14 protein-coding genes, 2 tRNA genes and 2 pseudogenes are annotated in these 12,855 nt (G+C 55.7%); 7 read left to right on the forward strand and 11 right to left on the reverse strand.

Translation table 11 applies throughout. From position 1 onward, the window contains the following. Nucleotides 1-60: 60 nt before the first annotated feature. The 11 genes from ASB66_RS07655 to ASB66_RS07705 form a co-directional block, all read right to left on the reverse strand. The gene (locus ASB66_RS07655; protein WP_147274023.1) at nt 61-1,188 is read right to left on the reverse strand and encodes a hypothetical protein; all 1,128 of its coding nucleotides are present in this window, start codon (nt 1,186-1,188) and stop codon (nt 61-63) included. Between the two features lie 150 nt (nt 1,189-1,338). Further along, nucleotides 1,339-1,414, reverse strand: a tRNA-Phe gene (locus tag ASB66_RS07660). Between the two features lie 193 nt (nt 1,415-1,607). Beyond that, nucleotides 1,608-1,817: a DNA gyrase inhibitor YacG gene (yacG, locus tag ASB66_RS07665; RefSeq protein WP_060716379.1), complete on the reverse strand. Its 210-nt coding sequence runs from the start codon at nt 1,815-1,817 to the stop codon at nt 1,608-1,610. A 57-nt stretch (nt 1,818-1,874) separates the two neighbouring features. Further along, the gene (locus ASB66_RS07670; RefSeq protein ID WP_060716380.1) at nt 1,875-2,495 is read right to left on the reverse strand and encodes a Maf-like protein; all 621 of its coding nucleotides are present in this window, start codon (nt 2,493-2,495) and stop codon (nt 1,875-1,877) included. A gap of 16 nt (nt 2,496-2,511) precedes the next feature. Continuing rightward, a complete protein-coding gene (gene infA / locus ASB66_RS07675; protein ID WP_004435948.1) occupies nt 2,512-2,730 on the reverse strand; it encodes a translation initiation factor IF-1 in 219 nt (72 codons plus the stop codon). A gap of 121 nt (nt 2,731-2,851) precedes the next feature. Continuing rightward, nucleotides 2,852-3,355 (reverse strand): arsenate-mycothiol transferase ArsC, encoded by a 504-nt coding sequence (locus ASB66_RS07680; RefSeq protein WP_060716381.1) that lies wholly within the window; start codon nt 3,353-3,355, stop codon nt 2,852-2,854. Nucleotides 3,356-3,365: 10 nt separating this feature from the next. After that, the gene (locus ASB66_RS07685) at nt 3,366-3,839 is read right to left on the reverse strand and encodes a UPF0262 family protein (RefSeq protein ID WP_060716382.1); all 474 of its coding nucleotides are present in this window, start codon (nt 3,837-3,839) and stop codon (nt 3,366-3,368) included. A 3-nt stretch (nt 3,840-3,842) separates the two neighbouring features. Beyond that, the gene (gene hisD, locus ASB66_RS07690) at nt 3,843-5,141 is read right to left on the reverse strand and encodes a histidinol dehydrogenase (RefSeq protein ID WP_060716383.1); all 1,299 of its coding nucleotides are present in this window, start codon (nt 5,139-5,141) and stop codon (nt 3,843-3,845) included. Nucleotides 5,142-5,175: 34 nt separating this feature from the next. Next, on the reverse strand, nt 5,176-5,643 hold the full coding sequence (locus tag ASB66_RS07695; RefSeq protein WP_060716450.1) for a DUF2948 family protein: 468 nt from the start codon (nt 5,641-5,643) through the stop codon (nt 5,176-5,178). Nucleotides 5,644-5,742: 99 nt separating this feature from the next. Continuing rightward, complete coding sequence (gene murA / locus ASB66_RS07700) at nt 5,743-7,035, reverse strand: UDP-N-acetylglucosamine 1-carboxyvinyltransferase (protein WP_015914887.1); 1,293 nt, start codon at nt 7,033-7,035, stop codon at nt 5,743-5,745. Nucleotides 7,036-7,184: 149 nt separating this feature from the next. Beyond that, complete coding sequence (locus ASB66_RS07705; protein WP_060716451.1) at nt 7,185-7,418, reverse strand: hypothetical protein; 234 nt, start codon at nt 7,416-7,418, stop codon at nt 7,185-7,187. 150 nt (nt 7,419-7,568) lie between these two features. Here ASB66_RS07705 and ASB66_RS07710 point away from each other — a divergent pair. From ASB66_RS07710 to rfaE1, 7 genes and pseudogenes are all read left to right on the forward strand, one after another. Continuing rightward, nucleotides 7,569-7,643, forward strand: a tRNA-Thr gene (locus ASB66_RS07710). Nucleotides 7,644-8,148: 505 nt separating this feature from the next. Continuing rightward, a complete protein-coding gene (locus ASB66_RS07720; RefSeq protein ID WP_114386356.1) occupies nt 8,149-9,576 on the forward strand; it encodes a hypothetical protein in 1,428 nt (475 codons plus the stop codon). Between the two features lie 192 nt (nt 9,577-9,768). Next, a pseudogene (locus tag ASB66_RS07725) lies at nt 9,769-9,967 on the forward strand (IS66 family transposase); the annotation flags it as partial. Between the two features lie 146 nt (nt 9,968-10,113). After that, nucleotides 10,114-10,398, forward strand: a complete 285-nt coding sequence (locus ASB66_RS07730; RefSeq protein WP_060716386.1) for a hypothetical protein — start codon at nt 10,114-10,116, stop codon at nt 10,396-10,398. Between the two features lie 148 nt (nt 10,399-10,546). Next, nucleotides 10,547-10,684 (forward strand): hypothetical protein, encoded by a 138-nt coding sequence (locus ASB66_RS26180; RefSeq protein ID WP_156545147.1) that lies wholly within the window; start codon nt 10,547-10,549, stop codon nt 10,682-10,684. Between the two features lie 12 nt (nt 10,685-10,696). Beyond that, a pseudogene (locus ASB66_RS27120) lies at nt 10,697-10,954 on the forward strand (integrase core domain-containing protein); the annotation flags it as partial. Nucleotides 10,955-11,172: 218 nt separating this feature from the next. Further along, the gene (gene rfaE1, locus ASB66_RS07740; protein ID WP_197433259.1) at nt 11,173-12,681 is read left to right on the forward strand and encodes a D-glycero-beta-D-manno-heptose-7-phosphate kinase; all 1,509 of its coding nucleotides are present in this window, start codon (nt 11,173-11,175) and stop codon (nt 12,679-12,681) included. The last annotated feature ends 174 nt before the right edge of the window (nt 12,682-12,855 follow it).

Here is a 12,855-nt window from a genome sequence, read left to right on the forward strand (position 1 = left end):
TGCTGCCAGCCAAAGTTTAGCGCATCGCATTGAAGACGCCAATGTATCCGGACCTTGGCGTCAGGCACTTGCGCGGGCGTTTGGCTCCGCGATGACCCTGATTGGCGTCATCATGCTGCGCGCCACGGCATAGAACTGCTGGGCGTTGACGGCATTGCCAATGAAGCGGTCTACCAACAGAACCTTGCCATGCAGGCCCTGCTGTCTGTCTTCATGGGGTGTGGCGGAAAAGGGCGGTGCGAACGCCTGGACCCATGCCTGACCGCCCGGCATGGACAGGAACGCTCGGGAATAGGCTTCGTATTTTGTCCGAAACGGGCCAGTGGAATGTTCGAAAGCGCAATCATACATGCAGGCGCGGACGAAATCCTCCCCAAAGCCTGCCCATTCGCTGCCAAGCTCCATCAGCACTCGGGCCTGAACTTCGGCAATGGCAGCCGTCAGGCCTATTCCGGCATGCAACGGAAAATCCTTGAGTGCGGATGGCACGGGACGTGGCTGGAACGGGTGTGCATGCACGGCGGACAGCGGGCGATTGCAAAAGGCCAGTGCATTGGCAAACAGCAGCACGCGGGCCGCCCACTCATATTGCGGCACCAGGGTTAGCCAACTCAGTGCGCCGCAAGCCGAAAGGACACTGTCGATCAGGCTGCGCTTGATGGCCCCATGATAAAGACCGAAGGGCATGCGCGGCACTTGCCTTGCCTCTTTCCAGTGAAAGAAAGCCTCGAGCATCGGAGCCTTCTCAAATTCGGTGATATTATGCAGCACCGGGATCGCCACATTGGTCTTGATATGGCGCGGTGCATCCGCCGAGATCTGAAATGCACTCCATCCCAACGCATCCACATGTGGATGTTTATTTTCCAGAGAGGAGAGCAGATCGGGAAGATCGGGCTCGATCATGTCTTCGGGATGGACAAGCGACACCCAATCGCCCTCGGCCGCAGCCAAGGTGCCGATCCAGAGCTGCGCTGCCGAAAGGGTTTCCGGTGCAGGTGGCAGAAGGCGCAAGCGTCTATCGCGCGCCGCTATATCCGCGAACTGCCCATCGCGATGCACTTTGTCGCCAAAGCCGGAGAGAATGATTTCCAGATCAGCGGTCTCATTCTTCAGGAGTTCCGTGACCAGATAGACCGGCAGGATATGGCCCGGTTCTACCGGAATACAGACAGAAAGCTTCGGCATTGGCATCTCACGATTTTTGGCACCATTTTCGGCAAAACTGGTTTCCACTTTTCCTGGAAATGCTCTAGGAGAACAAACTGGTGCGAGCCTTGGTGCAGCCCGTTCATGGACACATCAACCAAACAATACCAACGATTTTATTTGCAAAAATGGTGCCCGGAGGCGGATTTGAACCACCGACACGCGGATTTTCAATCCGCTGCTCTACCAACTGAGCTATCCGGGCATCCTGGCCAAACAAGCACTATTTGAGGGCTGTTTGCCGTTAGGGGAAAACTTTCCCCCGGAAGCAGCGCGGTTATAGCATCTAAATTTTTCATGTCCAGCGCCAAAAGACACTTTTTTGACGATGGATGTAAAAAGATTGAAAGCCATTTTAAAACAGAAACTTACGCTGAAATTGCAATGGCTGTCTCGGTTCAGAATCGACCGTCGTCATCCGGGTTGGATTCGTCTTCGGCCACGGGAATGGCATAGGAGCCTTTCAGCCAGCGCGACAGATCCTGGGTGCGGCAGCGGTCGGAGCAGAAGGGATAGTGTTCGCGGTGGGATGGATGGCCGCATTCCGGGCAGGGGAGGGGTTTGCGCAAGGGTGCAACCTTGGCAGTATGTTCTGGTTCGTCACTCATGTGTCATCCTTTGCTTGGCATCAGCCTTCACGCGCTGGGCCCTGCCTGCTGGGCTGCTTATCCTTCCGACCAGCGGGCCTGCACATCCATGCCTTCGCCTGCCAGCAATTGCACAGTTTCATACAGGGGCAGGCCGACGACATTGGAATAGGAGCCAACCAGTTTCTGTACGAAACTGCCGGCAATGCCCTGGATGGCATAGGCGCCAGCCTTGCCACGCCATTCACCGGACAGAATATAGGCGTTGATTTCAGCTTCCGACAGACGCTTGAAGCGCACCTTGCTTTCCACCACCTTCTGGCGGATCTTGCGATCCGGCGTAATCAGGCAGACACCGGTAAACACCCAGTGATTGCGGCCTGAAACCAGATTGAGCGCGGCAATGGCCTCGTCGCTGTATTCGGTTTTCGGCAGCACCCGACGGCCAACGGCAACCACCGTATCGGCCGCCAGGATGAAAGCGCCTTTCCAATCCGCCTCGTCCGCGCTGGCCTCAAGGGCTGCTTTGGCCTTGTCGGTTGCCAAACGGCGCGCCAGCGAGCGCGGCTGCTCGTTCTTCAAGGGGCTTTCGTCGAGATCCATCGGCATCAGCCGATCGGCTTCCAGGCCCACCTGCCGCAGCAGTTCGACGCGGCGGGGGGAGCCTGAAGCCAGGATCAGCTTGCGTTTGCCGGCCATAGGCGGCTCCTCGCCGTTACTTGAAGCGATAGGTGATACGGCCCTTGGTCAGGTCGTAGGGTGTCATTTCCACCAGGACCTTGTCGCCAGCCAGCACGCGGATGCGGTTCTTGCGCATACGGCCAGCCGTATGGGCGATAATTTCATGTTCGTTTTCGAGCTTCACCCGGAATGTGGCGTTCGGCAGCAGTTCCGTAACGACACCGGGGAATTCGAGGACTTCTTCTTTAGCCATTGATGCCTTGTCTTTCTGTGTGTTTCGTCGAGGCGGCTACCGCCCCGGTCAAAATGTGGCCGGAACCTACACAATCACTGGGCTTTTGTGAACCTTGTAGATCGGGCTTTTCGAATTTGTTTCAAACGCCGCCAAGCGGGCTTGTTCCCGGCCGTCTGAAGCGCTGCTCGATCAGCACCGCTAGCCGGTCTCGCACCTCGCGATAGGCGGCCAATTGCTGGTCGCGGGTATCGGCCTCGATGGTTGGGTCATGCATAGGCCAATACACCACCTCAACGGAAGAGGAGCGTGTCAGTTCCAGGGCGGCATGATGCGCTTCGGGAGCCAGAGTGACGACCAGGTCGAAAAAGTCATCCTCCAGCTCGTCCAGGGTCTGCGGCTGACGCTTGCCAAGCGAAAGCCCGATTTCATCCAGTACCACATCAACGAAAGGATCGCGCTCGCCATGCCGCACGCCCGCCGAGGCAACATAGACACCTGACGGCAGTAACCTCTTGGCCAGGGCCTCGGCCATGGGCGAGCGCACGGCATTCATACCGCAGAGGAACAATACGGAGTGGGGTATGGCTCTCTCTTGGCGATGATCGGCGCTGAGGCCGGGGGTATCTTCGGTCGGATCACTCATGCCGGACGCCTCAGCCGCGCCAATACAGCACGCAGACCAGCGTGAAGAGCCGCCGAGCACTGTCAAAATCGAGATTGATCTTGTCTTTCAACCGGTCTTTCAGAGTTTGCGAGCCATCGTTGTGAATACCGCGCCGCCCCATATCGATGGCCTCGATCTGGCTGGGCGTGGAGGAGCGGATCGCCTCATAATAGCTTTCGCAGATCATGAAATAGTCTTTGATGATCCGCCTGAGTGGTGTCAGTGACAGGATGTGGGTGGCGACAGCCTCGCCCTCCTGGGTGGTGATGGTGAAGACCAGCCGGGCATTCACCAGGGACAGGCTGAGACGATAAGGCCCGCCGGGATGACCGACCGGCTCGAAGGAATTTTCCTCGATCAGATCGAAAATCGCCACCGCCCGCTCATGCTCGACATCGGGCGTCGAGCGCCCGATCGTCTCATCGAGAACGACATCGAAAAGCTTGAAGTCGCCCTTCGCCATCAGCTATTCCTCAAGATTGAGCCGGATGGCGACGGATCGTGCATGGGCATCCAGCCCCTCGCTCTTGGCCAAAGCAATTGCTGCTGGGGCCAATTGCCTAAGCTGTTGCGGGCCGAGCCGTAGGATCGAGGTGCGCTTGACGAAATCCAGCACCGACAGGCCGGAGGAAAACCGTGCCGAACGGGCCGTGGGCAGGACGTGGTTGGAGCCGCCGACATAATCGCCGATCACTTCCGGCGTATGGCGACCGATGAAGATCGCGCCAGCATTGCGAATGCCCGCCATCAACGTCTCGGGATCGGCGACTGCCAGTTCCAGATGCTCGGCGGCAATCCGGTTTGCAAGCGGCACGGAAGCGCCAAGGTTTGGTACAATGACCAGCGCGCCAAAATCCTGCCAGCTGGCGCTAGCAGTCTCGGCTCGGCTCAATGTTTTCAATTGCCGCTCAACAGCAGCTTCAACCGCTTTGGCAAAATCCGGACTGTCGGTGATCAGGATCGATTGAGCGCCCCGGTCGTGTTCGGCCTGCGCCAGCAGATCGGCGGCGATCCAGTCGGGGTCATTATCACTGTCGGCGATGACAAGCACTTCCGAAGGACCAGCGATCATATCGATGCCAACAGTGCCGAACACATGGCGCTTGGCCGCAGCCACATAGGCATTGCCGGGGCCGACGATCTTGGCGACCGGTTCGATGGTTTGCGTGCCATAGGCCAGTGCTGCAACGGCTTGAGCGCCACCGATCCGGTAGATTTCCGTCACGCCGGCAATTTTCGCCGCAGCCAGCACCGTGGGATTGATGGCGCCGCCGGAGGCAGGCACGACCATGACGACGCGCGGCACGCCAGCAACCCGGGCCGGAACGGCATTCATCAGCACGGAACTGGGATAGCTTGCCGTGCCGCCCGGTACATAGAGGCCAACCGCATCGATGGCTGTCCAGCGGGAGCCGAGGCCGACACCGATGGCGTCTTCGTAGATATCGTCCTTTGGCATCTGGCGCGCGTGGTGGCGCTCAATGCGCTCAGCGGCAAGGTGCAACGCATCGATCAGCTCAGGCGAGACCTCGGCAAAGGCGGCGTCGATTTCAGCTTCGGTGACGCGCATCGGTGTAACGGCGAAATCCAGCCCATCGAACCGATGCGAATATTCTGCCAAGGCGGCATCGCCGCGCGCCCGCACATCGTCGATAATGGTTTTGACGATTGCGTTTACATCCTCGGACACTTCCCGCTTGGTGGTGAGAAATGCGGCAAACCGCGCCTCGAAATCATCCGATGCCTGCTCAAGCCAAACTGCCACTGTGCCTAATTCCTTCTTCCGGCCCGCCTATTCCTCAGGCTCCGGGATGCCGGGGCCTTGATGTGGTTTCCCACGCGCCGCCGGTATCTGCAAGCTGTACTTCAATGCATTCAACATCCAAAGCAATGGTGGCGCCTGCCGCGCACACCAGCTCCACCCGGCCTTCCGGGCCATCGCCCTTGTCGTCGCTCTTGGGGGTGAAGGTCACAGCCAGCAGGTTGATCACCTGGTCCTTGTCCGTCTGGCTTATGCCGATGGAGCGCACGGCCTGCACCCGCTTGATGGTGAGCAAGGCCCGGCGGCGCTCGAAGCTCTTGGCGCGGCGAAAAATTCCGCCGCCTTTTCCGGCTTTTTCCCAGACGAAACGGTTGACGGCGACGGAAAACACCCCGGACTTTGCCGCATAATCCACATCGGCTGGCTTGAACACCGCATCCTGCATATGGGCAGACAGAATGGAGAGATCTTCCTCGTCCAGCGATAGAAGCTTGAGATCAGTCATCAGCATGGCCCCGCTATTGCAATTGCTCTTGCAGATAGGTTGCCCGCCGTCATTAAGCAACGGGCAGCCTTGCTTGAAGAGCTTGAAATATAGGCGTGGTCAGTCGCTGATTCGTTCCACAATCGCGCCGCAACGGGTCAGCTTTTCTTCCAACCGCTCGAAGCCGCGGTCCAGATGATAGACTCGGTTGACCAATGTCTCGCCCTCAGCGGCAAGGCCGGCGATGACCAGCGAGACGGAGGCGCGCAGATCGGTCGCCATAACAGGCGCGCCGCGTAGTCGTTGCACGCCTTCGATGCGGGCTGTCTGGCCACTCAGGGTGATCTTGGCGCCGAGCCGGGCCAGTTCCTGTACATGCATGAAGCGGTTTTCGAAAATCGTTTCCGTCACATGGGCTACGCCCTGGGCGCGGGTCATCAGGCCCATGAACTGGGCCTGCAAGTCAGTCGGGAAGCCCGGAAACGGCTCGGTGACGATATCGACCGGGCGAATGGCGTCGCCATGGCCGATGACGCGAATACCGTCCTCAATGGCGGAAACCTCGGCCCCAGCCCGGCGCAGAGCCTCGACAGCGGTGTCGAGCAGGGTGATATCGGTGCCTTCCAGCGTGACGTCACCGCCGGTCATGGCGACGGCCATGGCATAGGTGCCGGTCTCGATCCGGTCCGGCAGCACGCGGTGCCGAGCGCCGGACAGGCTGGTGACGCCCTCGATGGTGATGGTGGCCGTGCCTTGGCCGGTGATTTTCGCGCCCATGGCGTTCAGGCAATTGGCAAGATCCACCACTTCAGGCTCGCGTGCGGCATTGTGGATCACCGTTGTGCCGCGTGCCAGCGATGCTGCCATTAGCATAACGTGGGTGGCGCCAACGGAAACCTTGGGGAATGTATAGCTCGCGCCAATCAAGCCGCCCTTTGGCGCTGTGGCTTCGATATAGCCGCTGTCGATCTCCAGGGTAGCGCCCAGCGCGCGCAGACCGTCGATGAACAGATCCACCGGGCGGGTGCCGATGGCGCAGCCGCCGGGCAGCGAGACGCGGGCCTTGCCCTCACGCGCGAGAAGCGGGCCGATCACCCAGAAGCTGGCGCGCATCTTGGAGACCAGCTCATAGGGCGCATTGGTATCGACAATGGTGCGGCAGGTGAAATGGATGGTGCGGGAATAGCTGCCGGACTGGCGCTCGCGCCGCCCATTGACGGCAATATCGACGCCGTGATTCCCCAGAATTCGCAGCAGCAGCTCGACATCGGCCAGATGCGGCACATTTTCCAGCGTCAGCGTGTCGCTGGTCAGGAGCGAGGCGATCATCAAGGGCAGGGCGGCGTTTTTTGCACCGGAAATGGGAATGATGCCGTTAAGGGCGTTGCCGCCGACAATCCTGATACGATCCATAAAGAGTGATCAGGGGGCAAGGCCTGCCCCCGCCTTTCTTGGTTTGAAGAGTGTGTCGCGCCATGACAGCAATGAGTGGCACTGCAATGCACGCGGTGTTTAGAGGAAAACTGCCAGCCGTTCAATTCGCCGTTTCAGGTTTCGCTGTTTCACGTTTCAGTGTCATCCGGTTGGGGCAAATGTGCGGCGGGCAGTCCATCTGTTTCATCGGCACCGCCAGCCCGGCGCGCCCGCGCCTGGCTTTTGCGGCGCATCAGGTTTTCCCGCAATTTCTGAGCCGCCCGCTCACGCCGGCGCTCTGCCTGTGCCTGGGTGTTCAGCGCGGCAATCCGCTTGGCTTCTGCCACGCGCTCGGCCTTGGATGTATCGGTCTCGTCTGTCATGGCGGCGTCATAGCGCAAATGTGGATAAACCGGAAGATAGGCAAGGTTTTGCTATTTTATTCGTCCAACCACGTTTTGCCGCTTGCGCACCCCGCCATCCTGTGGCAATAGCCCCCTCGTTCCGCAGCGGCACAGTCCGCTTCGCCAGATGCTGCTATAGCTCAGGGGTAGAGCACTCCCTTGGTAAGGGAGAGGCCGAGAGTTCAAATCTCTCTAGCAGCACCATTATATCCCAATAAAATGGTTAGAGATTTTATTATTGTTGGTGCCGCTCGATTGCCATGACCAGCAATCGTGCTGAAAACGGCAGCCTGTGAATCAGCGATTAACCGTTTTGGGAATCCTGAATGTTGATCCGACCTACCGTCTCGATCCTAATCCGATCGAAATGATGTTTGCAAAGCTTATGATTTTTGTCAGAAAGGCAGAAGATCGGACGGCTGAAACCATATGGAGGCGCCTCGCACAACTCTTCACGGCACTCACCCCACCATACGAGAGGGTGAAAAATTATCTCAGGCGTGCTGTATTTGGTTCAAAATAAACCCGACCTATTCTCGGTTCGGTCGCCGGTCAGAATATCAGTGCCTTCGGGCAGATGGGCAACCTTCTCGTTGCCGCCATAGAGGCTGCAATGCAATATTTCCCCATAACAAGACCCTCGGAACCGAATAAGGTTTGGCTGAACTACGAAGTGGTCTGCTTCACCATCGAGGAATAAGGAAAACAGATGAAGCGCTTTCTTGCAATATTCCTTGGACTCCCGCTCGCTACCAATATGGCTGCGGCGCAGACAGCAACGACATTCAAAGATCTGAGCATAACAGGATCCAGCACCCTGAAGGGTCCTGTTAACACAGAGCAAACGGTGGTCACTGGTGGTCCCGGCACGCAAATGCTCGCCAACAACAACTATATCGGCAGTTTCAATGCCAATTGCGGGACATCCTTCTGCGTCGGATGGGCGGATCAAATGACATTTGGAGGCGCCAACTCTTATGGCGGGCACTCTGCTGGGTACGACCTCCTATATCAAAACGCTCCTACCGCCTCGGGAAATACCAATGCCAACTATGTTGCGCGCACGGCAATCGTCCGCACTGCGACAGGTGATGGTGGAGCGAACCTCACGACTAGCGCTCGCGGCGCATACTTCGGTATTGGTCCAGAGTGTGTTCTCCTGGGAGGCGCTGTCAACGTCATGAATTGTACGGCGGCCGAATTCGGTGTGGCGGTAAATGCTGGCGCCACCGTCAAGTATAAATCGCTTTCGCAGTTTTCGTCCAAGCCAGATGATGCCGTGGCGGGCTCCGCAGTCGACACGATGTTGTGGCTCTATGATCAATCATCCGCGACAAATCCGAACCACCGTGTCGGCATTCTGTTTGGAACGCCTGACACCGTAAATGAGTGGCCAATTACGGCGACAGGCACGCTTATCGGGGCCGAGAAAAATAGCGGCGCCGTCAATGCAGGATATGGCGTAGACTTCCGCCAAGTCACCTTCGCCAGTTGTTCTTTCGCCAGCTTGAACTTTTGTGTGGATGGCGGCGGCGGAATAAACGCTCAGCAATTGGTGGTCAATAGATCGTCGCCACAAGTTATGTTCTATGACACATCGGGCGGCACCGATACGAAACGGTTCCGCCTCACCCAAGCGCGTGGCACGTTCCATCTGCAGACTGGCAATGATGCAGGTACTACTTACACAGACGCTTACGAAGTTTCGTCGGATGCGACGGGTCCGAAAGGCCATACCTGGTCTACTTCAACTTCCGCTGGGACGCCGATCAAGCAGATGACTCTGAACTCGTCTGGTGAGCTTTCCGTTGCGGGCAGCGCTATCGCGCCTGCCACGATTTCCTCCGGGGTCAAACCGACATCAAGCGGAACATGCGTGGCCGGCTCATTCATCGGCGGGGCAACCGCGGGAGGGTTCACCACCGCTTCGACGTGCACCACTGGACAAACGATTGTCCTTAACTTCTCCGTTGGGTCTTCAACAGGTTGGGCTTGTCACGTAACGAACACCAACCATCCAACTGATCCTACCTATCAGCCTATCCAATCTGCTTACACGGTCAACACCGCGACATTCTCCGGACAAAACCTGCCGCAGGCTGGTGATAAGCTTCTGTTCTCCTGCCAGGGCTTCTAGAGGTTGCCAGGGAAAAGTGAAAATCGATTTTCCCTAAAAAATAAATGAAAACAAGATAATCTGGAGTCTGTCTAGTTCAATTTGAACATAACAGACTTTAGATCTTTTTCGTCATTTTGTGAATCGAATCGGATTCCCCCCGTGACCTCCGTTGTGATTCAGTGATATTTGCTGAATGGAGGCCGGTATCTTATGTATCGGCAGGCCCGCATCGTAAGCCGCCAGGGCGCCGTTCTCGACCGCTCTCATCTTGCCGATTTGGTCGGCAGGGCAGCATTCGAATTGCGTCCGGTCTTCGATGCGCTTATCGCCGACCTGAAGCGCTCGACCAGGCTGTTCATGGATGAGACCTGACCTTGCTCCGGTTCTCGATCCTGGCTCACGCAAGACCAATGGCTTATCTGACCGCCACGCTCACTACCATCGTCAATGGCCACGAACCGAGCTTGATTGAGGAGCGGCTTCCTTGGAGTTCTTCTAACTTTTTCGTTAAACACACCTCTTTCGAGAGGATCGTACTTGTCGTAAAACACTTGCATGAAAAACGAACTGGTTCATGAAATCTGGCTCGATCCCGAGCCAGATGGTCAATTGCTCCCCGGCCTTTGTCTGGCTGGTCCCATGGGAGACGGTTTTAGAGCGCTCCTTAATGAGGGGGCTGTGAAGGCGGGTGAAGTAACTGGGCAAAGCCATTTCGATGTCATGACGAAATACTGGAAGCTTCAGGGCTGGGGCAAGTATAATACGGAGCACCGACAGGATCACGAGCCATACCCGGACGAGTGGGTTCGAATTCAACGACATTTTTTCGACGCTATGTGAATTGCAGATTGACTGCGATGACAGCTCATTCGCATGGCGTTGAACAACACCAGTTTTAAAGGCGAGCAATGTATTTTTAGTGATGTGTGATTGGCACATTGCTTATCATGATCGCACTATTATCGAATGATCTTCGGGAGCGTTTTGTATGGCGAACGTAGCAGAAAAGTCGCTGCGTGCTTCGAGTCTATCCGAAGACGATCAGGGTGGACAATGGCAGGGGAATGGCATCTCCGATGATCCAGATCTGTGGGCCTATGCCAATAATGTCATGCTGGATTTCTAGCAGCCTGACAAGCCGACCGGCAACGGCTTCATCGAGGCCTCCGACAGCAAGCTATGGTCGGAGTGCTTGAACGCCCAATGCGTTCTGCCCTTTGTCGATTCCCGCGAAAAGTTGGAGACTTGGCATCGATACGACGACGAGGAACGTCCTCATGCGGTGATTGGATATAATGTCTCGATCGCCCTTGCAAAATCCCGGTGGCGCAACCAGCAAGCCATCGTGATCACGGCAGGAAAACTCCAGTTTTCGGCGGTCCAGCCTTCGGACTGAGTGCATAATAGGTCTTACTCTACCAAAATTTTGAGAAGGATATGGGGTTCAGTTCAGCATCGCCATCTCCAACCCGCATCAAAAAGGCGTGAGTTGCGTATTGTGCCGCATTATTAAACAATATCTTTCAAGATGTTGTATTTATTATTTTTCTTCGAATGATCCCCTTGATCAGGGGATTGCTGTCCGGCAACGTTCCCCTTATAATAAGGGAAAAAATGACCATCAGCAGTCGACGTGAAACTAGATATGGAAATTACAGCATGTTGAATGTGAGTACTCTCGACAACTGGCAAGGGCGAAAAGTGTTGGTCGTCGGGGATGTGATGCTTGATAGATTTGTTTATGGAAATGTTGAGAGGGTCTCCCCAGAAGCTCCTGTTCCTGTTTTGCATTTCAAGTCGCAAATGGAAATGTTGGGTGGGGCTGCTAACGTAGCAAGAAACGTTGTTTCTCTTGGAGGGCAATCGGTTTTAATTGGTGTCGTCGGAGATGATGAAGCTGGACGAGCTATTTGCGGCGAACTGGCAATGCGCGACGGCGTCGAAACTCATATTGTAAAGTCGTCGAAAATTCCAACGACTGTAAAAACACGATTTGTCGCCAACGGGCAGCAGATTATGCGTCTCGATGTTGAGGTTCGCCTTCAGCACGATTTAGAAATTGAAGATATGATATGCGCGTCGGTCGCTAAGCAGCTTGAAGACGCGGAAATCGTTGTTCTTTCCGATTATGCAAAAGGTACGCTTTCAGAAGGTACGGTTAAGCGCCTGATCTCTATGGTAAAAAAGACTGGAAAGCTAGTCGTTGTCGATCCTAAGGTCAGCGACGTTTCCCGCTACTCAGGGGCTAGCGTTATTACACCAAATGCGCTTGAAGCTGCGGCTATTTCAGGTGTTCAGTGTTCCACTGATGAATCAGCAGAACGAGCTGCGCGCTTGATTATGGAGAAAGCTGATGTTTCTGCAGTTCTTCTGACGAGAAGCGCTCAAGGAATGACCGTTTTTGCTTCTGATGTTGGTGAGTATATAACCACTCATATTCCAACTACAGCCTCTGAGGTTTTTGATGTTTCTGGAGCCGGAGATACTGTTGTAGCCGCGTTGGCTCTCGCCTTGAGTGCGGGTGAAAGCGTTGTGGCTTCTGCGAGGATTGCTAATTTGGCGGCGGGAGTGTCGGTATCCAAGCCCGGTACTTCTGTGGTTTTGCCTCATGAACTACGCCGGGCGGTTCGCGTTCAAAGTGATAAATTGAGCCACAACATATTTCCGATTAATGAGGCGGCGTTGATTGTAAATGAGTGGAAGAAGGCTGGGCTAAAAGTTGGTTTTACAAATGGTTGCTACGATTTGATTCATCCAGGACATGTTGCGCTCCTCAAACAAGCTCGAGCTACCTGTGATCGTCTCGTCGTTGGTCTTAATACAGACAATTCTGTCCGTAGATTGAAAGGCGACTCGAGGCCGGTTCAATCTGAGAACGCTCGTGCGGTTGTCATGTCTTCGATCGACAGCGTTGATTTGGTCGTCCTTTTTGATGAAGATACCCCTCTATCAATCATTGATCTTCTTGATCCTGATGTGTTGATTAAGGGAGCAGACTATTCGGTGAACACGGTAGTTGGTGCTGATCTGATTATCGGGCGCGGCGGTAAGGTCGTTCTGGTGCCACTTGAGCAGGGGCATAGTACAACATCGATAATTGAGCGCGCTCATGCGGGTGGCTAAGCTTATGAAGCTGGGCCGTCGTATCCAATTGAATCTGCTATAAGCTGTGATGCGTTGTAAGTGTCAGAAGGTGGCGCAGCGGTGTGATGCTCTTTGGGAGTGGTTTTATTTTGCCGAACAATCTCCTCATTCTGAACCTAGTGGAGATGATGGGTACGGGATATCCGATGTCGC

The organism is Gillisella vitis (assembly GCF_001541345.2).
Lineage (GTDB): Bacteria > Pseudomonadota > Alphaproteobacteria > Rhizobiales > Rhizobiaceae > Allorhizobium > Allorhizobium vitis.

Bases quoted from the DNA above. Each gene is read 5' to 3' on its own strand.
- ASB66_RS07695 (WP_060716450.1), bottom strand. From the start codon at position 5,643: ATGACTGATCTCAAGCTTCTATCGCTGGACGAGGAAGATCTCTCCATT.
- ASB66_RS07720 (WP_114386356.1), top strand. From the start codon at position 8,149: ATGAAGCGCTTTCTTGCAATATTCCTTGGACTCCCGCTCGCTACCAAT.
- ASB66_RS07685 (WP_060716382.1), bottom strand. From the start codon at position 3,839: ATGGCGAAGGGCGACTTCAAGCTTTTCGATGTCGTTCTCGATGAGACG.
- yacG (WP_060716379.1), bottom strand. From the start codon at position 1,817: ATGAGTGACGAACCAGAACATACTGCCAAGGTTGCACCCTTGCGCAAA.
- murA (WP_015914887.1), bottom strand. From the start codon at position 7,035: ATGGATCGTATCAGGATTGTCGGCGGCAACGCCCTTAACGGCATCATT.
- ASB66_RS07655 (WP_147274023.1), bottom strand. From the start codon at position 1,188: ATGCCGAAGCTTTCTGTCTGTATTCCGGTAGAACCGGGCCATATCCTG.
- ASB66_RS07705 (WP_060716451.1), bottom strand. From the start codon at position 7,418: ATGACAGACGAGACCGATACATCCAAGGCCGAGCGCGTGGCAGAAGCC.
- infA (WP_004435948.1), bottom strand. From the start codon at position 2,730: ATGGCTAAAGAAGAAGTCCTCGAATTCCCCGGTGTCGTTACGGAACTG.
- ASB66_RS07730 (WP_060716386.1), top strand. From the start codon at position 10,114: ATGAAAAACGAACTGGTTCATGAAATCTGGCTCGATCCCGAGCCAGAT.
- rfaE1 (WP_197433259.1), top strand. From the start codon at position 11,173: ATGACCATCAGCAGTCGACGTGAAACTAGATATGGAAATTACAGCATG.
- ASB66_RS26180 (WP_156545147.1), top strand. From the start codon at position 10,547: ATGGCGAACGTAGCAGAAAAGTCGCTGCGTGCTTCGAGTCTATCCGAA.
- ASB66_RS07670 (WP_060716380.1), bottom strand. From the start codon at position 2,495: ATGGCCGGCAAACGCAAGCTGATCCTGGCTTCAGGCTCCCCCCGCCGC.
- ASB66_RS07680 (WP_060716381.1), bottom strand. From the start codon at position 3,355: ATGAGTGATCCGACCGAAGATACCCCCGGCCTCAGCGCCGATCATCGC.